The organism is Streptomyces sp. NPDC056452 (assembly GCF_042796085.1).
In the GTDB taxonomy this organism is placed as follows: Bacteria; Actinomycetota; Actinomycetes; order Streptomycetales; family Streptomycetaceae; genus Streptomyces.
In genome coordinates this window covers 187,864-207,072 of sequence record NZ_JBHTRI010000009.1, presented here as the reverse complement: position 1 = coordinate 207,072, position 19,209 = coordinate 187,864, and the positions used below count along the sequence as shown (strand labels likewise).

Sequence of the window (19,209 nt, the reverse complement as noted above, 5' to 3'; positions counted from 1 at the left end):
GATGCGTGCTCCTCAGAGGCTGCGGGCGGTGATGTCGCCGTAGGAAGTGGTTGCGTGGATGTTCAGACCGGCGGTGCCGTCGGTGTTCTTGAGCGCGTTGTTGATCCGGCCGTAGGCGGTACCGGCGTCCAGGGATGCGGAGACGCCGCGGGCGGCGCCGACCGAGATCTCGCCGGACTCGGTGCGCAGGGTGACCGTGCCGCCCATGGCCTCGGTGATGCGGAGGTCGCCCTTCTGGGTGCTGATCTCCGCGGGTCCGCCCAGTCGGCCGACCTCGATGTCGCCGGCCAGGAGGGCGAGGCGGGCACTCGCCGTCTCGTCGAGCTTGACCGAGCTCTGCGCGCCCTCGAAGACGACGTTGCCGAGCCGTCCGACGCCCCGGAGCTCGGAGTCGGCGGCCTTCGCCTCGACGTCGGAGCCGGCGGGCAGCTGGACGGTGACCTCGACGGATCCGGAGCTGCCGAGGATCCGGTTCTTCGCCGGGGCGGCCGCGATCCGCAGGACGCCGTCGGCGTATTCGACGGTGATGTGCTCCGCCGCCTTGATGTCGCGGCTGTTCGAGGCGTCGGCGGGCAGGACCTCGACCGTGGTGTCGGCCCGGTCGGCGGCGATGAACCGGATGCGCCCTGCGGGGATGTCGAGGACGGTCGAGACCTGGTTGGGGGTGTCGAACTTCTGCATTGTTCTCTCCTTCGACTTTGTGTTTCTGATGAGTGAAACGCTACGTTGCGTTCGAAGTTCTGGCAACGTACCCGTTGCGCAAAATCGCCATCAGTACTGGTCAGAGTCGAGAAATCGTTGCAACGGCTTGTCCTCTAATGCAACGGCTGACACTCGTTGCGTTGCAATGGAATGAGTGTGAACGCTATGCTGGCGGCATCAAGGAAGAACGAAGGAGATCGCGATGCCGGGAGGCAGGCTCACTCAGCAGGAACGCCAGCAGATCGCGCTGGGGCTGGCCGACGGACTCGCCTACGCGGAGATCGCCAGAGGGCTCGACCGTCCGACCTCGACGATCACGCGTGAGGTGATGCGCAACGGCGGTCCCGCCGCCTACCGCGCCGACCTGGCCCACCGCGCCACCGAACGCCGCACCCACCAGCGCAGGCAGGCCGCGCCCCGGGACCCGAAGGCATCTCCGCAGCCCTACGGACGCGACGCCGAAGCCGTGCGCGCGTACGAGGAGACGTTCACCGACGTCCTCATGCAGACGGGCCTGTCCAACAAGATGATGGCCCGGGTGCTGGGCTGTCTCTACACCACCGACGCGGGCAGCCTCACCGCGTCCGAGCTCGTGGAGCGCCTCCAGGTCAGCCCGGCGTCGATCTCCAAGTCGATCGCGTTCCTCGAGGGCCAGGGCCTCGTCCGCCGGGAACGCGACGAACGCCGCCGCGAGCGCTACATCGTCGACGACGACGTCTGGTACCAGTCGATGATGGCCAGCGCCCGGTCCACCGCACAGCTCGTCGAGACCGCACGGGAGGGTGTGGGCGTCCTCGGCCACGACACCCCGGCAGGCGTCCGCCTCGAGAACATCGCCCGCTTCCTCGACTTCGTCAACGAGAGCATCACCCGCGCCGCGGAGCAGGCCCGCGACATCCTCTACGCGGCACGCGAAGCGACCCCGGGTGCCGCTGCCGAGCAGCCTTCGGACGACGTACAGCCGTCCTGAAAACGCGCGTCGGCGGTACCCGGTCGCCGCGGACCGGGTACCGCCGACGGATCAGGCGGGTGTGCGTGGGTCGATCAGACTCCGGCGGGTTCCTTCGCCGGGGCGCCGGGGGCGGTGCCCGGGTCCGTCGTCGCCTGGCCGCCCGTGGCGGCGACCGTCGACGGGACCGGTTCCTGGGAGACGTTGAACTCCGTCAGCAGGGCCTGGCTGAAGCCGAAGAAGTACGTGGCGACGAAGCCGGCGACGTAGCCGACCGCCAGACCGCCCGCGTAGATCGCGATCGTCGAGCCGAGGCCGTGGTTGCCGTCCAGGAGCGGGAACAGGGCCCAGCCGGACGGGCCGATGGCCGTGGAGCCGACCGAGTCGCCGAGCTGGTTGAACAGGCCGACGAAGCCGCCGCCGAAGGCACCGCCGACACAGGCCGTGATGAACGGGCGGCCGAGGGGGAGCGAGACGCCGTAGATCAGGGGCTCGCCGACACCCAGGATGCCTGCGGGGAGGGCGGACTTGATGGTCCGGCGGATCGACTCGTTACGGGGCAGGCGCAGGTAGACCGCGGCCGCCGCGCCGACCTGGCCGGCGCCGGCCATGGCGAGGATCGGGAGCAGGACGGTGAAGCCCTGCTGCTCGATGAGCGTGGTGTGGATCGGGATCAGGGCCTGGTGCAGGCCCAGCATCACCAGCGGGAGGAAGAAGCCGCCGAGCAGGAAGCCCGCGCCCGCACCGCCCGTGGAGAGCAGCCAGTCGGCGAACGTACCGATGGCGGAGGAGACCTCACCGGCCACGTACATCAGGCCGAAGATCGTGACGAGGCCGGAGATCAGGACCGTCAGGGTCGGGGTGACCAGGACGTCCAGGGCCTCGGGCACCCAGCGGCGGCACCACTTCTCCACGTACACCGCGAGGACCGCGGCACCGAGTGCGCCGAGGACGCCGCCCTGGCCGGGGGAGAGGGTCTGGCCGAAGGCGTCGATGTTCGCGACGCCGGGGAAGACGATGATCGCCGCGACCGCACCGCCCAGGATCGGCGTACCGCCGAACTCCTTCGCCGTGTTGTAGCCGACGAAGACCGCGATCAGCGCCATGAAGCCGGAGGCCATCGCGGCCAGGGCGGGCGTGACCGTGGTCAGCCAGCCGAGGTTCACCAGCAGGCCGTTGAGGCCGGCGATGATGCCGCAGCCGATGAGGGCCGGGATCAGCGGGACGAAGACGTTCGCGATCTTGCGCAGGAACAGCTTGAACGGGGTGGCGTTCTTCGCCTTCCGCTGCGCCTTGATGGCCGCACCCTGCGCCGCCAGCTCCTCGGAGGTGTGGACGACGGGAGCGGCCGAGGCGCGCTCCTGTTCGACCAGCTGCTCGAACTCCGGGGTCACCCGGGCGACGGTGCCCGGACCGAGGACGATCTGGTACGTGTCGTCGTCGACCACGCCCATGACGGCCGGGAGGGCCTTGAGGGCGTCGTCGTCGACGAGCGAGCGGTCGTGCAGGCCCAGCCGGAGCCGGGTCATGCAGTGGGCGATCGAGCTGACGTTCGCTGCGCCACCGACGAGCGGAAGGATCGCGGCGGCGGTGGCGCGGTTCTTGTCTTCAGTAGCCATGGTGCGTGGTGCCTTGCTGTGCGGGGGGTGGGGGCGGTGCAGCGGGGTCAGGTGGTGCGGACGGCCGCGAGGGCGGCGCGGAGGTGGCCGTGGGAGTCGGCCAGGAGCGTGGCGGCGGTGGGGCCGTCGACCTCGCCCAGGATCGTGAGGATGGCGTTCTTGACCTCGCCGTCGGTGGCGGCGAGCGCCGCCTCGATCTCCTGGTCGGAGGCGCCGGTGGCGAGGGAGACGATCCGGCGGGAGCGGGCGCGCAGCTTCTCGTTGGAAGCGCGCACGTCGACCATCAGATTCCCGTACGTCTTGCCGAGCCGGATCATCGTGATCGTCGACAGCATGTTGAGGACGAGCTTCTGGGCCGTGCCCGCCTTGAGACGGGTCGAGCCGGTGAGCAGCTCGGGGCCGACGACGATCTCCAGGCCGTGTTCGGCGGCTGCGGCGAGCCCGGAGTCCGCGTTGCAGGAGAGGCCGATGGTGAGTGCGCCCTTGGCACGGGCGTGCTCGACGGCCCCGATGGCGTACGGCGTACGGCCGGAGGCGGAGATGCCGACCACCGTGTCGTCCGCGGTGAGGCCCAGCTCGTCCAGGTCCGCGGCGGCCAGCTCCTTGCTGTCCTCCGCGCCTTCGACGGCCTTGACCATGGCGGACGGGCCGCCCGCGATCAGTCCGACGACCTCGGACGGGTCGGTGTTGAAGGTGGGCGGGCACTCGCTGGCGTCGAGGACGCCGAGGCGGCCCGCGGTGCCGGCGCCCGCGTAGATCAGCCGGCCGCCGCGCGCCATGCGCTCGGCGGTGGCGTCGATCGCGGCGGAGATCTGCGGCAGCTTGTCGGCGACCGCTGCGGGGACGGTGGCGTCCTCGCCGTTCATGATCCGCGCGATGTCCTGCGTGGGGAGCTGGTCGATGTCGGCGAGCTCGGGGCGGAACGCCTCGGTGGTCAGCGTGGCGAGCTGGGCGCGCAGCTCGCCGTATCCGCCGGCGGCGGAGTCGGCGGTCGTGGCGTCGGTGTCGGCGGTGGAGGTCATGGACAGCGGCTCTGCTTTCTCGTTCATGTGCGGTTCAGCGGGTGCGGGTGCGGGTGCGGTTCAGCCGGTTCGGTTCAGCGGGTGCGAGGGGTACGGCGGTGGGCGAGCGCCTCGTACGACGCGGCCAGTGCAGGGGCGGCCGTCTCGTACGTGCGCTGGGCGACGCCTATGAACAGGCAGTCGACGACGAGGAGCTGGCTCGTACGGCTCGACATGGCGGCCGGCCGCAGCTCGCTCTCGCGGGCGGTGGACGTGGTGAGGACGTGGTCGGCGTACTGCGAGACCGGTCCGTCGGGGCGGCCGGTGATCGCGATGGTCGTCGCGCCGCGGTCGAAGGCGACCCGGAGCGGCTCGATGACGTCACCGGTCGAACCGGAGTGCGTGATCGCGATGGCCACGTCGCCGGAGCGGAGCTGCACGGCGTTGGTCACGGCGAGGTGCGGGTCCATGTGGGCATGGGCGATCAGCCCGATGCGGAGCAGCTTCTGCGCCAGGTCCTGGCCGACGAGGGAGGAGGCGCCGACGCCGTAGATGTCGATGCGGCGGGCGGTCGCGGCGGCGGCGACGGCGGCGCCGAGCTGGACGGTGTCCAGACCGGCGGCGGTGTCGGCGAGGGTCTGCTGCTCGTCGTAGGCGAGCTTGGTCACGACGTCGGCGATCGGGTCGTCGACCGCGATGTCGGCGGTGACGGCCGGTGCGCGGCCGGACAGCTGGTGGGCGGCGAGGCCCGCGAGTGCCAGGCGCAGGTCCCGGTAGCCGGGGTAGCCGAGGAGGCGGGCGGTGCGGACCACGGTGGCCTCGCTGGTGCCGGTGAGTTCGGCGAGACCGGTGACGGTGAGGGCGGCGCACCCGGCGGGGTCACCCGCGACGGCTTCGGCGACCCGCTGCATGGAGCGGGTCATGGACGGGGCGAGGGTGCGCACCTTGGCCGCGAGTGCCGCCGGCGCGGGCGGTGAATCGGCGCTGAAACTTTCCTTCACGTCATTGGTCACATTTGAAAGATATTTTCAAGACGGAAGGCCGTCAACCCCCCTTTGGTCCCTACCTCTGAAGGATCAAGGCCGGCGCCCGCGGCGCCCGGGTGACAATGGGGCTATGGAGTTGAACACCCTGGAGCAGGAGCTGCACACCGCGCGTGCGCTGGTGATGGCCGACCTCGTCGCGGGCGACGTCGCCGAGGCCGAGATCGTCTCGCTGGTCGAGGACGCGGTGACCCACCGGCGGTGGTGGGTCGAGCAGTGGCCCGAGGGCGTGTCCTTCGTCACCGGCCTGATAGCGCAGGACGTCCAGGACGCGCTGCTGGAGCGCTACGGCCGCTGGCCGCTGTGCCCGGTGTGCACGGAGGACGGGCCGCACGCGCTCGACGTGGAGCCGGAGCTCGGCCCCGATCCGCACTGGGTCTGCACGAAGGCGACCGTGTCCGTGGCGCCCGTGGGGGCGCTCGCCGAGGTGCTGGGCCGGTGACCGTCTATATCGACCCGCCGACCTGGCCGGGGCACGGACGCCTGTGGTCGCACCTGGTCAGCGACGTGTCCTTCGAGGAGCTGCACGCCTTCGCCGCCGGGATCGGCTGCCCGCCGCGTGCCTTCGAGCGCGACCACTACGACGTACCCGAGGCGCATTACGCGGACGCGGTGCGCGCCGGGGCGAAGGAGGTCGGCTCGAAGGAGATCGTGCGCCGGATCACTGCCGCGGGACTCCGACGGCCGAAGGGGCGCCCAGCCCCGTCCGTTCCGCAGTGACCTGAGTGACCTGTGCGGGCACACCCGCGCCCGCACGTGCGCCCGTGTCCTTCCCGCCCGCGATCCGCCGCGACGGCCTGCCGCCGCCGCCGAGCCGCAGCGAGACCACCACGGCGGCCAGGCCGAGCACCAGCATCCCGGCTCCCGCCCAGGCCGTGGCCGGGAAACCGAAGTCCGCGTCGATGACCGTGCCGCCCAGCCACGGGCCGCTCGTGTTGCCGAGGTTGAACGCGGCGGTCGTCGTCGCACCGGCCAGCGTCGGGGCCACGCCCGCGACGTTGAACATCCGGGCGTTGAGCGCCGGGGCCGTGTAGAACGCGGACAGGCCCAGCAGGAACGCCAGGACGACCACGGCGACCGGGTTCGACGCGAACAGGGCCAGGGCCACGAGGAAGACCGTCGACGCCGTGATGCCGCTCAGCAGCACCCCGAAGAGGTGCGCGTCCGCGACCCGGCCACCGATCGCCGTACCGATCACCGCACCGACCCCGAACAGTGCGAGCACCCACGGCACCCAGCCCGAGCTCAGCCCCGCGACGTCCGTCAGCAGGGGTGCGAGATAGCTGAACGCGCAGAAGACACCGCCCGCGGCGAGCGCCGTGATCACGATCGAGAGCCACACCTGGCGGTCCCTGTAGATCGCGACCTCGCGCCTGAGCTGCGGCTTCTCGTCCGGCAGCGGAATGCGCGGAATCCGGGTGGCGACCCCGGCCAGGGCCACGGCGGACGCAGCGCCCACCGCCCAGAACGCCGAACGCCAGCCGAAGTGCTCCCCGAGGAACGCCCCCAGCGGCACCCCCAGCACGTTCGCGATCGACAGCCCGCCGATCATGACGGCCATCGCCCTGGCCCGCGCGTTCATCGGCACCATCGCGATGGCGACCGCCGCCCCGACCGCCCAGAAGCCCGCGCACGCGAAGGCGCTCACCACCCGGGAGACGAAGAGCACCTCGTACGTCGGAGCCAGCGCGCCCGCGATCTGGCCCAGGCCGAAGACCGCGATGAGGGCGATGAGTGTCGTGCGGCGTGGCAGCCGGAGCGTGGCCACGGCCAGCAGCGGGGCGCCGACCACCATGCCGATCGCGAACGCGGATATGAGGAGTCCGGCCTGCGGGATCGACACATCCATGTCGTCGGCGATGGGTGGCAGCAGCCCGGACAGCATGAACTCGCTGGTACCGAGAGCGAAGACCGAGAGGCCGAGGATGTACACGGCCAGTGGCATACGGGGACGGCTGGAAGCAGAGTCGGGCATGACAGTCACCAACAGTGCCCCCTACCTGGGAATTCCCGCGTCTCAGTGGGTGAGCAGCTCCAGCTCCGTCGTGAGGTTCTGCCGGGCCCGCGGTTCCCAGGCGGCGACCCCGTGGGGCGTACGGAACAGCCGGGGCAGTCCGAGCAGCTGCCGCAGGACGGCGGCACGGCCCTCACGGAACGCGTCGTCCGGCACGAAGCCGTACTCCTCGCGGACCTGTGCCGCGTACGTCCCGTACTCCTTCGGGGCCGCCGCCAGGATCGCCAGGTCCGCGTCGCAGAGCACCTCGCCATTGGTGTCGCCGTCCGCCGGATCGTGGGTGACGGTCAGCCGGACCAGCCGGGCGACCTCGGCCGTGGCGGCCCGAGGGACGCCCGCCTCGGCCAGGGCGCGCTCGGCGAGGGTGGCGCTGCGTTCCTCGTTCTCGGTGCGGTCGGGGCGGTAGACGGCGTCGTGGAACCAGACGGCGAGGCGCACCAGGTCCGGGTCGGCTGCGTGGCCGGCGAGGGTGTCGACGCGGTCCAGGACCTGGGTCAGGTGGGCGGTGGTGTGGTAGCGCCGCTGCGGTTCGGCCCAGCGGACCAGGAGGTTGTCGGCGTACGGCAGCGGGTCGGGGCCGGGGGCTCCGCCCCGCGCGGCGACGAGGGCGTCCTGCCAGCGGCTGCGGAGGGTGTCGGCGGTGTCGGTCATGGGACGACCTTAGAACTGCCGGATCTTGTCGGTTCACCGAACTCTCGTTAGCGTGCGGCCGTGAAGGAACCGGTGGACCCCACGCACATCCTGATGGATCTCAACGCGGACCTCGGCGAGGGGTTCGGGCGCTGGACCCTCACCGAGGACGAGGCGCTCCTGACCTGTGTCACCAGCGCGAACGTGGCCTGTGGCTTCCACGCGGGCGACGCCTCCGTGATGCGGCGCGTCTGCGACACGGCGGCGGCCCGGGGGGTACGGATCGGGGCGCAGGTCTCCTACCGTGACCTCGCCGGGTTCGGGCGCCGGGCCATGGACGTTCCGTCCGCCGAACTCACCGCCGAGATCGCGTACCAGATAGGCGCCCTCCGGGTCTTCGCCGAGGCGGCGGGCTCCACGGTCTCGTACGTCAAACCGCACGGTGCCCTGTACAACCGCACCGTCCGGGACGACGAGCAGGCCGCGGCCGTCATCGAAGGCGTGCTGCTCGCCGGCGGCCGTCCGGCAGTCCTCGGGCTGCCCGGATCGCGGCTGCTCGACCGTGCGGAGGCGGCCGGCCTGACGGCCGTCGAGGAGGCCTTCGCCGACCGTGCGTACACCCCGCAGGGCACGCTCGTGCCGCGTGGCGAGGAGGGCGCGGTGCTGCACGACGCGGACGAGGTCGTACGCCGCAGTGTCGGCATGGCCGTCGAGCGGGCCGTGACGGCCGCGGACGGCAGCCGCATACCGGTCGGTGCGCGTTCCCTGTGCGTCCACGGGGACACCCCCGGGGCGGCGGCGCTCGCCCGACGGGTCCGGGCGGCGCTGGAGGAGGCCGGCGTGTCCGTGCGGGCGTTCGCATGAGCGCGATACGGGTGCTTCCCGCCGGCCCCGGGGCCCTCCTGGTCGAGCTTCCCTCCGCGGAGGCCGCGGAGGCCTTCCACGCGGAGCTGCTGCGCCGCCGGGCGGACGGCGCCCTGCCCGCGGTGCGCGAGATCGTCCCGGGCGCCCGGACGGTACTGCTGGACGGGGTGGAGGACCGCTCGCTGGCCGGTCGGCTGCCGGCCTGGGAGATACCGCCGTTGCACCGGGGCGCCGGGGAGGCCGTCGAGATCCCCGTCGTCTACGACGGCCCGGATCTCGGCGACGTGGCCGAGGCCTGGGGCGTCGCCGTCGCCGACGTACCGCTCATCCACGCCGGTACGGAGTTCCGGGTGGCCTTCTGCGGATTCGCACCCGGGTTCGGGTACCTCACGGGGCTGCCGGAGCATCTGCACGTACCGCGCCGGGCCACCCCGCGGACCCGGGTGCCCGCCGGTGCGCTAGCCCTCGCGGGGCCGTACACCGGGGTGTACCCGCGCCCCTCGCCCGGCGGCTGGCAGATCGTCGGCAGGATGCCGGAACCGGGCGCCCTGTGGGACCCGGCCCGCGAACCGGCGGCGCTGCTCGGCCCGGGGGCACGGGTGCGCTTCGTGGCGGCAGGGGTACGCGGATGAGCCCCCGGCTCCAGGTTGTCCGGGCCGGGGCACTGACGACGGTGCAGGACGAGGGACGGACCGGCTGGGCACACCTCGGGGTGCCCCGGGCGGGGGCGCTGGACGGGCCCGCCCGGCGACTGGCCAACCGGCTCGTCGGCAACACGCCGGACGCGGCGGTCCTGGAGACCACGCTCACGGGCTGCGCGGTCCGCCTGTCGGGTACCCGGTCCGTGGCCGCCGTCGTCGGCGGCGCGGGCTGCCGCGTGACGGTCGACGGGCGGCCGGTGGCCTGGGGTGCGCCCGTGCGCGTACCGGAAGGGGCCGTGCTGGAGGCCGGGCCCGCGGTGCACGGCCTGCGCAGCTACCTGGCGTTCGGGGGCGGCCTGGTGCCGGAACCGGTGCTCGGCAGCCGGTCCGCCGACCTGCTCTCCGGGCTCGGCCCGCCGGTCCTGCGCGACGGTGACGTACTGCCCCTGGGCCATGGGCACGGCTGCCCGCCCGCCGACGCGGTGCCGTGGCCGGGTGCGCCCGCCGAACTGGTCCTCCCGCTGCACCTCGGCCCCCGCCACACGTGGTTCACCGGGGCCGCGCTCCGCACACTGACGACCGCCGCGTACCGGGTCTCGGCGCAGAGCAACCGCATCGGACTGCGTACGGAGGGGCCCGCCCTGGAACGCGCCCGCGACGGGGAACTGCCGAGCGAGGGCATGGTGCTGGGCGCCGTCCAGGTGCCGCCGGACGGGCGGCCCGTGGTGTTCCTCAACGACCATCCGACGACGGGCGGCTACCCGGTCGTCGGTGTGGTCGCCGACTCGGCGCTGGCGGGGGCCGCACAGGCGGTTCCCGGGACGCGCGTGAGGTTCGTGCGGGCGTAGCGCCGGGAAGCCGTCGCCCTCGCACGTTATGTTCAGGAGCCATGCGTTCTCATGGGGAGCTGCGCCCTCGGGCGACCGCCCCGTAGGCTGGTCATTGGACTAGACCTGCAGCCGCTCCGAAGGAATGGAACCCCATGAGCAACCGTGCAGTCCTGGAGGTGATCGCTCTCGACGCGGAGGACGCGGTCGCAGCTCAGGCCGGTGGTGCGGACCGCCTCGAAGTGGTCACCGACATGGCCGCGGACGGCCTGACACCGTCCCCGAAGACCCTCGCGGAGATCCGGTCCGCCGTGGACATCCCGCTGCGCGTGATGCTCCGGGTCGCGGACGGGTTCGCGGTCGGCGACATCGACGTCCTCGTGGAGAAGGCGCGCGAGATGCGGGCCGAAGGAGCCGAGGAGTTCGTGCTCGGCTTCCTCGACCGGGACGGCCACGTCGACCTCGTCGCCGTCGAGCGCCTCGTCGCCGAGCTGAACGGCTGCCGCTGGACCTTCCACCGCGCGATCGACCGGGCTGTTGACCGGGACGCCCTGCGCAAGCACCTCGCGGAACTCCCCGGCCTGGACACATACCTGACGGCGGGCTCGGCGGCCGGCGTCGACGAGGGCATTCCGACCCTGCTGGACGAAGCGGCTCGCGCGGCCTCGGGCCAGCCCGGTTACGAACCGCAGATCCTGGTCGGCGGCGGACTGCGCCTGGAACACCTGCCGCGCCTGCTCGCCGCGGGCATCGACGCCTTCCACATCGGCGGCGCGGCACGGCCGGGCGGCTGGTCGGGGCCGGTGGACGTGGCGGCCGTACGGGAGTGGCGCGCCGTGCTCGACAGGTGAGGTGCGGCTGCCCGGCGTCCTGACCCGTGAACTCCGGCAGGCGCCGGGCGCGTCACCCGTTCCGTCACTCCGGGAGTGCCGGGGGAGTCGAACGGCACTTGAATGCTGAGTGTCCCTGGTGCGCCGCTCCACCCCCGGAGGCCACATGCCACTCTCCCAGTCCGTCCACGGCCGCGGTGCGCGGTCGAGCCGTGCGGGCGTGCTGCGCAGGACCGGGGAATGGTGCGCCCGCCACTTCGTGATCGTCATCGTCCTGTGGCTGGCCGCGCTCGCCGGGGCCCAGGCCCTGCAGCACGTGTACGGGGGCGACTACTCCGACGACTTCTCGATCCCCGGCACCCAGTCGCAGGACGGGCTGGATGTGCTCGAGGCGCACGCTCCCGCGGCGGGCGGCTACAGCAGCCAGGTGGTGCTGCACGATCCGGGCGGGCCGCTCAGCGCGGTCAGCAGCGAGGTCTCGACCGTCGTGGCAAGTCTTCAGAAGCTGCCGGACGTGCTGTCGGCCCAGAACCCCCTGTCGTCGGACGCCCCCGCCACCACGCCGAACGTCGGGCCGCTCTCCACCGACGGGAAGACGGCGTACATCACCGTCCGGTTCAGCGTGCAGCCCTCCACCCTGGGCTCCGGCTACCTCGACGGGGTGGACGCGGCCGTCCAGCCGCTGCGCGCCGAGGGCGTTGAAGTGGAGTACGGCGGTCCGCTGGGCGAGCTGGCCCGGCCCGAGGCGAACGACCGGACGAGCGAGGCCATCGGGTTCGCGGTGGCCGTACTGGTGCTGCTCATCGGCTTCGGCAGCCTCCTGGCCGCCCTGCTGCCCCTGGTGACCGCCCTCGTCTGCGTCGTCTTCGGGCTGGCCCTGCTGGGGCTGCTGGCCGCCGCGATGACCTTCGCCACCGTCTCACCGACACTGGCCACGATGATCGGGCTCGGGGTCGGGATCGACTACGCGCTGTTCCTCGTCACCCGGCACCGCCAGAACCTCATGGACGGCAGGGATCCGGTGACCGCCGCCGGGATGGCCACCGCCACCAGCGGGCGGGCCGTACTGCTCTCCGGATGCACGGTGATCATCGCCCTCTGCGGACTGTGGGTCTCCGGGATCTCGTTCATCGGCAAGCTCGGCCTGGCCGCGGCCGTCACCGTGGTCACGGCCGTCCTCGGCGCCCTCACCCTGGTGCCGGCCATGCTCGGCCTGATCGGGCGGTACATCGACCGGATCCACGTACGCAAGCCGGTGGCGGAGACGGAAGCGGATCCGCAGGAGGAGGCGGGTGCGGACACCGGGAAGGCCGCGCACGGCAACGCCGGCGGCGGCACCTGGCACCGCTACGCGCAACGCGTCGAGCGCAGGCCGTGGTGGTTCCTGGCCTGCGGTGTCGTGGTGCTGGCCGTCCTCGCCATCCCGCTCTTCTTCATCCAGCTCGGCCACATCGGGGACGGCGCCGACCCCAAGTCCTTCACCGACCGGCGCGCCTACGACCTGATGTCCTCGGCGTTCGGACCGGGTTCGAACGGCCCGCTGACGATCGTGATCGACCAGAGCGCGGTCGCGCAGGACGACCGGTCCGCGCTGGAGTCCCAGGCCCAGCAGGCCCTGACGAAGGTGCCGGACGCCGCCCTCATCACCCCGCTCACCCCCACGTCGGACGGGGACGTCCTCACGGCCACCGCGTACTCCGTGGCCGCGCCGCAGGACGAGAGGACCACGGAACTGACCAACCGGCTGACGGACGACGTCCTGCCGGACGCGGTCTCCGGCACCTCGGCGAACACGTACGTCACCGGCACGACCGCCGCCCAGGTCGACTTCCTGGACATCGTCTCCAGCCGGCTGCCCCTGATCATCGTGGTGGTGGTCGGCCTCGCCTTCCTCGTGATCCTGGCCGTGTTCCGGGGACTGCTCGTCGCGGTCAAGGCGGCGGTGCTCAACGTGCTGTCGATCGCGGCCTCGTACGGGGTCGTGGTGGCCGTCTTCCAGTGGGGCTGGGGCGGGCCCGCACTGGGGGTGTCGGGCGATGTCCCGATCGAGAGCTACGTGCCGATGATGATGTTCGCCATCGTCTTCGGACTGAGCATGGACTACGAGATCTTCCTGCTGTCCCGGATCCACGAGGCCTGGCTGCGTACTCAGGACCCCAAGGCCAGCGTGGCGCACGCCCTGGAGATCACGGCCCGGGTCATCACCTGCGCGGCCCTGATCATGGTCAGCGTCTTCGCCGCGTTCCTGATCAGCGACAACATCGTCGTGAAGATGCTGGGCCTCGGACTCGCGGCGAGCGTGCTCATCGACGCCACCGTCGTCCGGCTGCTCCTCGTGCCCGCCGTGATGACCCTGCTGGGCCGCGCCGCCTGGTGGTCGCCGCGCTGGCTGGACCGGATCCTTCCGCGTCTCGACGCGGAGGGCGAGGCCAAGGCTGACGCGTGAACCCGGGCCGGTGGTCACCGGCCCGGGTCCACGAAGGCTTCCTCGCGGTCAGAGGTCCTGTCCGGTCTGCCGACGGCGGCGCCGGCTCTGCGCCACGGCTCCTGCGGCGAATACCAGGGCGGCGCCGGTCAGTGAGACCGCCGTCGCGGCGGGAAGGTAGCCGGCCGACGGGTCATGGGCGGAGGCCACCGGACCGGTCTCGTCGACCGGGGCGGCGTGGCCGGCGTGCTCCGCGTGCACCGGTGCGGCCCGGGTTCCGGACTTCTCCGCGGCCGCCGCCAGTTCGCCGGCGGACATCCGGCTGCCGTTCATGCCGGTGACCTCACCGCTGCCGCCGTCGAAGACGACGTCGGAGCAGGAGTAGAAGTTCTCCTGGCTGTCCGAGCGGATCCAGTGGATGAAGATCATGTGCTTGCCGGACTTGCCCTGCGGGAGCTGGAGGTTCCAGTAGTAGTTGCCGCCGTCCGAGCCCGCGCCGCCCGCCTGCGGGGGGTTGTCCACGGTCTGGGTGAGCGTCAGGTCGCCCCACGCCAGGGCCTTGTTCGGCGTCCAGCCGTCCTTGGTGATGTAGACGTTGAACTTGCCCGGGTGCGCGGCCCAGTTGCTGTACTTGATCTGGGTGGTGGCGCCCGCGGTGAGGTGTGTCGTCGGCCAGTCGCTGCGGGCCGCGTTGTAGGAGGAGAAGTTGTACGGGCCGTTGTGGCCGCCGCTGCAGAGCTCGCCGTCGGGGATGTAGCCGGTGGTCCGCCCGCCGCCGTTGGAGTCCAGGACGCCGAACCAGTTGTACAGCGGTGTGGTGCCGGTCTGCGCGACCGCGGCGGCACAGGCCGGGTTGGACGGGGTCTGGTTCCCGCTCGCGATCATGTCCTTGTAGCACAGGAAGCTGCGTGAGCCCGGCTCCATGGCGACGCCGTGAGCGGATGCGGGGGAGGGCAGGCCGGCCAGGGTGAGGCCTAACAGGCCCGCTCCCAGGAGGCTCAGCGCGCGAGGTGCGCGCAGGGGGGACCTTCTGCGGGGGGTGTTTCGCACAGCCATGAGGTTGATCTCCTTCGGGGGGATTCTCTGTTGGGGCAGATAACCCAGGTGCCGGGCGGGGCCGGCCGGTGCAGGAGGGGGGAGGAGAGGTGCAGGGGGTGCGCAGGGTGCGTGGGAGCGCTCCCAAAAACGTAGCGCGCGCCGGGTGGTCTGTAAACGCCCCGTGCGGCGCCCGTCACAACTTCCTCTGAACGTACGGGACTTACGCCGTGTGACGCGGCCGGCGGGCAGGGCGGCGCGGCCCCGTGCCCGCCGGCGCCACGCGCGCGCCGCAGGCTTACGCCAGCTGCTCCGGCAGCGTCGCGGCGTGCAGCACGATCAGGCCCGACACCGCACGGGTCAGCGCCACGTACAGCCGACGCAGGCCCGTGCGTTCGTCGGGCTCACCGTCGACCACCGCGGACGGTTCGTCCAGCACCACGTAGTCGTACTCCAGGCCCTTCGCCAGCGATGCCGGTACCAGGGTCAGGCGCGAGGCCGCCGTCGTCTCCTCACCGGGGGAGAGGTACGCGTGGCCGGCCGCCGTGAGGGCGTCGGCCAGCGCGGGGATGCGGGCGTCGGCGGCGATCAGGCCGATCGAGCCCTCGTGGACCAGCGACTCCTCGCAGGCCGCGACCACTGCCGCGTCCAGACCGTCCGCGGCCACCGCCCGTACGGCCAGCGAGCCGGGCGACTCACGCACCGACTCCACGGCGGCCAGGCCCGGCGAGATCGCGGGGAGCAGCCGGGAGGCGTACGCGATCACCTCGCGCGGCACACGGAAGCCTGCGGTCAGCTCCTCCACCACCGCGTCCGCCTTGCCGAGGTGGAACAGCGCCTGCGCCCAGCTCTCCGTCGACCACGGCGTCGTCCCCTGCGCCAGGTCGCCCAGCACCGTCGCCGAACCGGTCGAGCAGCGGCGTCCCACCGCCCGGTACTGCATCGGGGACAGGTCCTGGGCCTCGTCGATGACGACATGGCCCAGCGAGTGCGTACGGGCCACCAGGTCGCCCGCCTCGTCGATGAGGACCGCGTCCGCCGCCGACCACTTCGCCGACTTCACGCTCCGGGCGGGCCTGGCCATGAGGATCTGCTTCTGCTCGTCCCCGGTGAGGATCCCCTCCGCGTGCGCGGCCAGGAACTCGGCGTCCGTCAGGAGCCGCAGCACCAGCTTCGACGGATCCACCGCCGGCCAGACCGCCTTCACGGCCGCCTTCACCGCGGGAGTCCGCGCCACCGCGTTCTGCACCCGGTCGTCCGGCGCCTCGCCCGCCTCCTCCATCCGTACGAGGACGGCGTGCGCGATGCGCTGCGGAAGCGCCTCGTGGGCGGCGCCGTAGCGCATGTCGCGGGCCAGCAGCTCGCCCACCATCTCCTCGATCTCGTACGCCGGCACCCGCCAGCGACGTGAGCCGCGCACCACCACGACGCCCTCCGTCGGCAGGGTGACGTGCGAGCGGAGCGCGCGCCGCAGGACCTCCGCCATCCGGGCGTCGCCCTTGATCACGGCGGCGGCGGCCTCGTCCGCGCCGCGCACCTCGACCTGCGCCGTCACGAGGTCCTCGACCGTCGCCTGCTTCACCTCCAACTCGCCCAGCGCGGGCAGGACCTGCTCGATGTAGTGCAGGAACGACCGGTTCGGGCCGATGACGAGGGTGCCCGTGCGGGCGAGCCGCTCGCGGTGCGCGTACAGGAGGTAGGCGACACGGTGCAGGCCGACGGCCGTCTTTCCGGTACCGGGGCCTCCCTGGACGCACACCGTTCCGCCGAGCCCGCTGCGGACGATCTCGTCCTGCTCCGGCTGGATCGTCGCCACGATGTCGCGCATCGGGCCGACGCGGGGCCGCTCGATCTCCGCCTGGAGGAGCTTGCTCGTGTGTTCCGTCTCCGCCGGGTCGGTGAGGTGCTCGTCCTCGTACGCGGTCAGCTCGCCGCCGGTGTAGCCGAAGCGGCGCCGCCGGTCGACGTCCAGCGGGTTGTTCCTGGACGCCTGGTAGAACGGCTGGGAGACCGGGGCGCGCCAGTCGATGACCATCGGGTCGCCCTGGGCGTCGTGGACGTGGCGGCGCCCGATGTAGAACTGCTCGCCCTCGGCGCCCTCCGCCTCCTGGGCGCCGACCGGGTGCCGGTAGTCGAGGCGGCCGAAGAAGAGCGGGGTGTGGGAGAGGTCGGCGAGCGCCTTGATGCGGTCGTCGATCTGGGCCTGCAGGACGGCGGCGTTGACCCAGTTCGCCGTGACATCGCGGATGTCGAGGGCCTGTACGTCCTCGCGCATGGCGCGCAGTGCGGCGCGGGAACCGGCGAGGTGGGCGCGTTCCCCGTCCAGTGGACTGCTGGTCGCTTCGCTGGTGACTTCGCTTGTCTCTTCGTGCGCGGGCACGGTGTTGCCTCCGGCTTTTCAACGCAGGACGGCGGACCCGGCTCAGAGGGCCGGGTCCGCTCAAGGACGTTCACAGGTGCGCACGCAGAGGGCCGCGTGCGGCTGTTGTCGGCCGGTTTCCGTCCGGTCGGCGGCGCTCCCCCGGCTGCCGGCCGCTCAAGGAGGCGGACCGGTACCACGGTGCGGGAGGCGGGCAGACCGGCGATTGTAGCGACCGCGGTCCGCAGCGTCGAACGATTAAGAGCGGTGTCCGTACGTCCCGTAGGGGACGGCATGCGACCTGCGGCCTACCCGTGCCCCCGCGCGCTTCCCTCCGCAGGCCGATGCCGCCACGGGCCGGGGCGGCGCACCATGGAAGGCATGAGCACCGTTTATCTGAACCCGCGCAGGACCGGGCCCGCGCACGGCGCGACCGCGGCCACCGGTCACACCCGACACCGCCTCGGCGACGCGGTGCGCGCCGTCACCGTCTTCGCGCGCACCGCGTTCGGGGTGGTCGTCCTCGGTGAGTACGCCGAGGAGGCGGGCATCGTCCGCCGCCACCGCTGAGTCAGTTGCCCGCCAGCAGCTCGTCCGCGTCGACGATCCGGTACGCGTACCCCTGCTCGGCCAGGAACCGCTGGCGGTGCGCCGCGAAGTCCTGGTCGATCGTGTCGCGGGCGACGACCGAGTAGAACCGGGCCTCGTGCCCGTCCGCCTTCGGCCGCAGCACCCGGCCGAGCCGCTGCGCCTCCTCCTGGCGCGAGCCGAACGTTCCCGACACCTGGATGGCGACCGTCGCCTCCGGCAGGTCGATCGAGAAGTTCGCGACCTTGGACACGACCAGCACGCTGATCTCGCCCTCGCGGAACGCGCCGAAGAGTTTCTCGCGCTGCGCGTTGCTCGTCTCGCCCTTGATCACCGGGGCGTTCAGGTGCTCACCGAGCTCGTCGAGCTGGTCGATGTACTGCCCGATGACGAGGGTCTGCTCTCCCTGGTGCTTGCGGACGAGCGCCTCGGTGACCTTGCGCTTCGTCGCGGTCGTCGCGCAGAACCGGTACTTCTCCTCGGTCTCGGCCGTCGCGTACGCGAGACGTTCCGTGTCCGTCAGATTGACGCGGACCTCGACACAGTCGGCGGGCGCGATGTAGCCCTGTGCCTCGATCTCCTTCCACGGCGCGTCGAACCGCTTGGGCCCGATGAGCGAGAAGACGTCCGACTCGCGGCCGTCCTCGCGCACCAGCGTGGCGGTGAGCCCGAGGCGCCGCCGGGCCTGGAGGTCGGCGGTGAACTTGAAGACGGGTGCGGGCAGGAGGTGCACCTCGTCGTAGATGACCAGACCCCAGTCGCGGGAGTCGAACAGCTCCAGGTGCGGGTAGATGCCCTTACGCCGGGTCGTCAGCACCTGGTACGTGGCGATGGTGACCGGCCGGATCTCCTTGCGGGTACCGCTGTACTCGCCGATCTCGTCCTCGGTCAGCGAGGTCCGCTTCACCAGCTCGTGCTTCCACTGCCTGGCCGAGACGGTGTTCGTGACGAGGATCAGCGTGGTCGCCTTGGCCTCCGCCATCGCACCGGCTCCGACCAGCGTCTTTCCGGCGCCGCAGGGGAGGACGACGACACCGGAGCCGCCGTGCCAGAACCCTTCGACGGCCTGCCTCTGGTACGGGCGGAGCGCCCACCCGTTCTGGTCGAGCTCGATCGGGTGCGCCTCGCCGTCGACGTACCCGGCGAGGTCCTCGGCCGGCCAGCCCAGCTTCAGCAGCGTCTGCTTGATCTGCCCGCGCTCGGAGGGGTGCACGGCCACGGTGTCCGGGTCGAGGCGTGCCCCGACCAGCGGCTGGACCTTCTTCGAGCGGAGGATCTCCTCCAGGACCGGCCGGTCGTTGGAGGTCAGCACCAGCCCATGGACCGGGTGCTTGGAAAGGGTGAGGCGGCCGTACCGCGCCATCGTCTCGGCGATGTCGACGAGGAGCGCGTGCGGCACGGGGTAGCGCGAGTACTCCACGAGGGCGTCGACGACCTGCTCGGCGTCGTGCCCGGCGGCGCGGGCGTTCCACAGGCCGAGCGGGGTGAGCCGGTAGGTGTGGATGTGCTCGGGCGCACGCTCCAGCTCCGCGAACGGGGCGATCGCACGACGGCAGGCGTCGGACTGGTCGTGGTCGACTTCGAGGAGCAGCGTCTTGTCGCTCTGGACGATGAGGGGTCCGGTCACGCGCGTCGGCCCTTTCTGTTCTGCTTCTGCCCTGCTGCTGGAATCTGCCGCGGGG

At 72.0% G+C, this 19,209-nt stretch carries 18 protein-coding genes; 9 read left to right on the top strand and 9 right to left on the bottom strand.

Annotated features, from left to right (window positions below; all coding sequences use genetic code 11):
- Nucleotides 1-12: 12 nt before the first annotated feature.
- Nucleotides 13-681 (bottom strand): DUF4097 family beta strand repeat-containing protein, encoded by a 669-nt coding sequence (locus ACFQ6X_RS12115; RefSeq protein ID WP_383179823.1) that lies wholly within the window; start codon nt 679-681, stop codon nt 13-15.
- 223 nt (nt 682-904) lie between these two features.
- Between ACFQ6X_RS12115 and ACFQ6X_RS12110 the strand changes: the two genes are divergently transcribed.
- Complete coding sequence (locus tag ACFQ6X_RS12110; RefSeq protein ID WP_383179822.1) at nt 905-1,672, top strand: helix-turn-helix domain-containing protein; 768 nt, start codon at nt 905-907, stop codon at nt 1,670-1,672.
- Nucleotides 1,673-1,746: 74 nt separating this feature from the next.
- On the opposite strand, the gene ACFQ6X_RS12105 is transcribed toward ACFQ6X_RS12110, so the two are convergent.
- The 3 genes from ACFQ6X_RS12105 to ACFQ6X_RS12095 form a co-directional block, all read right to left on the bottom strand.
- Complete coding sequence (locus ACFQ6X_RS12105) at nt 1,747-3,270, bottom strand: PTS transporter subunit EIIC (RefSeq protein WP_383179819.1); 1,524 nt, start codon at nt 3,268-3,270, stop codon at nt 1,747-1,749.
- A 47-nt stretch (nt 3,271-3,317) separates the two neighbouring features.
- Nucleotides 3,318-4,292, bottom strand: coding sequence for an N-acetylmuramic acid 6-phosphate etherase (gene murQ / locus ACFQ6X_RS12100; RefSeq protein WP_383179902.1), 975 nt, complete (start codon nt 4,290-4,292; stop codon nt 3,318-3,320).
- 74 nt (nt 4,293-4,366) lie between these two features.
- Entirely contained in the window at nt 4,367-5,284 is a 918-nt protein-coding gene (locus tag ACFQ6X_RS12095) for a MurR/RpiR family transcriptional regulator (RefSeq protein WP_329208596.1), read from the bottom strand.
- Between the two features lie 103 nt (nt 5,285-5,387).
- Between ACFQ6X_RS12095 and ACFQ6X_RS12090 the strand changes: the two genes are divergently transcribed.
- Both ACFQ6X_RS12090 and ACFQ6X_RS12085 read left to right on the top strand, forming a co-directional pair.
- The gene (locus tag ACFQ6X_RS12090) at nt 5,388-5,756 is read left to right on the top strand and encodes a hypothetical protein (protein WP_383179815.1); all 369 of its coding nucleotides are present in this window, start codon (nt 5,388-5,390) and stop codon (nt 5,754-5,756) included.
- Nucleotides 5,753-6,034, top strand: coding sequence for a DUF4031 domain-containing protein (locus tag ACFQ6X_RS12085; protein ID WP_383179812.1), 282 nt, complete (start codon nt 5,753-5,755; stop codon nt 6,032-6,034). Before ACFQ6X_RS12090 ends, ACFQ6X_RS12085 begins: the two co-directional genes overlap by 4 nt.
- On the opposite strand, the gene ACFQ6X_RS12080 is transcribed toward ACFQ6X_RS12085, so the two are convergent.
- Nucleotides 5,976-7,259: a Cmx/CmrA family chloramphenicol efflux MFS transporter gene (locus tag ACFQ6X_RS12080; RefSeq protein WP_383179899.1), complete on the bottom strand. Its 1,284-nt coding sequence runs from the start codon at nt 7,257-7,259 to the stop codon at nt 5,976-5,978. The genes ACFQ6X_RS12085 and ACFQ6X_RS12080 overlap by 59 nt on opposite strands.
- A 72-nt stretch (nt 7,260-7,331) precedes the next feature.
- On the bottom strand, nt 7,332-7,979 hold the full coding sequence (locus ACFQ6X_RS12075; protein ID WP_383179809.1) for a hypothetical protein: 648 nt from the start codon (nt 7,977-7,979) through the stop codon (nt 7,332-7,334).
- 93 nt (nt 7,980-8,072) lie between these two features.
- Here ACFQ6X_RS12075 and ACFQ6X_RS12070 point away from each other — a divergent pair, with 93 nt between their 5' ends.
- The 5 genes from ACFQ6X_RS12070 to ACFQ6X_RS12050 all read left to right on the top strand — a co-directional run bounded on the left by ACFQ6X_RS12070 (nt 8,073) and on the right by ACFQ6X_RS12050 (nt 13,566).
- Entirely contained in the window at nt 8,073-8,822 is a 750-nt protein-coding gene (locus tag ACFQ6X_RS12070; RefSeq protein ID WP_383179897.1) for a LamB/YcsF family protein, read from the top strand.
- Complete coding sequence (locus ACFQ6X_RS12065; RefSeq protein WP_383179806.1) at nt 8,819-9,454, top strand: allophanate hydrolase subunit 1; 636 nt, start codon at nt 8,819-8,821, stop codon at nt 9,452-9,454. The genes ACFQ6X_RS12070 and ACFQ6X_RS12065 overlap by 4 nt, the downstream gene beginning before the upstream one ends.
- Nucleotides 9,451-10,311 (top strand): biotin-dependent carboxyltransferase family protein, encoded by an 861-nt coding sequence (locus tag ACFQ6X_RS12060; RefSeq protein ID WP_383179803.1) that lies wholly within the window; start codon nt 9,451-9,453, stop codon nt 10,309-10,311. The genes ACFQ6X_RS12065 and ACFQ6X_RS12060 overlap by 4 nt, the downstream gene beginning before the upstream one ends.
- A 134-nt stretch (nt 10,312-10,445) precedes the next feature.
- Nucleotides 10,446-11,141, top strand: a complete 696-nt coding sequence (locus ACFQ6X_RS12055) for a copper homeostasis protein CutC (RefSeq protein ID WP_383179800.1) — start codon at nt 10,446-10,448, stop codon at nt 11,139-11,141.
- Between the two features lie 145 nt (nt 11,142-11,286).
- A complete protein-coding gene (locus ACFQ6X_RS12050) occupies nt 11,287-13,566 on the top strand; it encodes an MMPL family transporter (RefSeq protein WP_383179797.1) in 2,280 nt (759 codons plus the stop codon).
- Between the two features lie 48 nt (nt 13,567-13,614).
- Here the strand turns inward: ACFQ6X_RS12050 and ACFQ6X_RS12045 are convergent, their stop codons facing one another.
- Together ACFQ6X_RS12045 and ACFQ6X_RS12040 are read right to left on the bottom strand one after the other, a co-directional pair.
- Nucleotides 13,615-14,601 carry a lytic polysaccharide monooxygenase gene (locus ACFQ6X_RS12045; RefSeq protein WP_383179794.1) on the bottom strand — a complete coding sequence of 329 codons (987 nt, stop codon included), beginning with the start codon at nt 14,599-14,601 and terminating at the stop codon, nt 13,615-13,617.
- A gap of 277 nt (nt 14,602-14,878) precedes the next feature.
- On the bottom strand, nt 14,879-16,960 hold the full coding sequence (locus ACFQ6X_RS12040) for a HelD family protein (RefSeq protein ID WP_383179791.1): 2,082 nt from the start codon (nt 16,958-16,960) through the stop codon (nt 14,879-14,881).
- A 360-nt stretch (nt 16,961-17,320) separates the two neighbouring features.
- Here ACFQ6X_RS12040 and ACFQ6X_RS12035 point away from each other — a divergent pair, with 360 nt between their 5' ends.
- Nucleotides 17,321-17,509 (top strand): hypothetical protein, encoded by a 189-nt coding sequence (locus ACFQ6X_RS12035; protein ID WP_383179788.1) that lies wholly within the window; start codon nt 17,321-17,323, stop codon nt 17,507-17,509.
- A 1-nt stretch (nt 17,510) separates the two neighbouring features.
- On the opposite strand, the gene ACFQ6X_RS12030 is transcribed toward ACFQ6X_RS12035, so the two are convergent.
- Nucleotides 17,511-19,154 carry a DNA repair helicase XPB gene (locus tag ACFQ6X_RS12030; RefSeq protein WP_329208587.1) on the bottom strand — a complete coding sequence of 548 codons (1,644 nt, stop codon included), beginning with the start codon at nt 19,152-19,154 and terminating at the stop codon, nt 17,511-17,513.
- Nucleotides 19,155-19,209 lie beyond the last annotated feature (55 nt).

Coding starts and splice junctions, on each gene's coding strand:
- ACFQ6X_RS12075 (WP_383179809.1), bottom strand. CDS start 7,979: ATGACCGACACCGCCGACACCCTCCGCAGCCGCTGGCAGGACGCCCTC.
- ACFQ6X_RS12045 (WP_383179794.1), bottom strand. CDS start 14,601: ATGGCTGTGCGAAACACCCCCCGCAGAAGGTCCCCCCTGCGCGCACCT.
- ACFQ6X_RS12050 (WP_383179797.1), top strand. CDS start 11,287: ATGCCACTCTCCCAGTCCGTCCACGGCCGCGGTGCGCGGTCGAGCCGT.
- ACFQ6X_RS12065 (WP_383179806.1), top strand. CDS start 8,819: ATGAGCGCGATACGGGTGCTTCCCGCCGGCCCCGGGGCCCTCCTGGTC.
- ACFQ6X_RS12090 (WP_383179815.1), top strand. CDS start 5,388: ATGGAGTTGAACACCCTGGAGCAGGAGCTGCACACCGCGCGTGCGCTG.
- ACFQ6X_RS12105 (WP_383179819.1), bottom strand. CDS start 3,270: ATGGCTACTGAAGACAAGAACCGCGCCACCGCCGCCGCGATCCTTCCG.
- ACFQ6X_RS12055 (WP_383179800.1), top strand. CDS start 10,446: ATGAGCAACCGTGCAGTCCTGGAGGTGATCGCTCTCGACGCGGAGGAC.
- ACFQ6X_RS12035 (WP_383179788.1), top strand. CDS start 17,321: ATGAGCACCGTTTATCTGAACCCGCGCAGGACCGGGCCCGCGCACGGC.
- ACFQ6X_RS12080 (WP_383179899.1), bottom strand. CDS start 7,259: ATGCCACTGGCCGTGTACATCCTCGGCCTCTCGGTCTTCGCTCTCGGT.
- ACFQ6X_RS12060 (WP_383179803.1), top strand. CDS start 9,451: ATGAGCCCCCGGCTCCAGGTTGTCCGGGCCGGGGCACTGACGACGGTG.
- ACFQ6X_RS12110 (WP_383179822.1), top strand. CDS start 905: ATGCCGGGAGGCAGGCTCACTCAGCAGGAACGCCAGCAGATCGCGCTG.
- murQ (WP_383179902.1), bottom strand. CDS start 4,292: ATGACCTCCACCGCCGACACCGACGCCACGACCGCCGACTCCGCCGCC.
- ACFQ6X_RS12070 (WP_383179897.1), top strand. CDS start 8,073: ATGGATCTCAACGCGGACCTCGGCGAGGGGTTCGGGCGCTGGACCCTC.
- ACFQ6X_RS12115 (WP_383179823.1), bottom strand. CDS start 681: ATGCAGAAGTTCGACACCCCCAACCAGGTCTCGACCGTCCTCGACATC.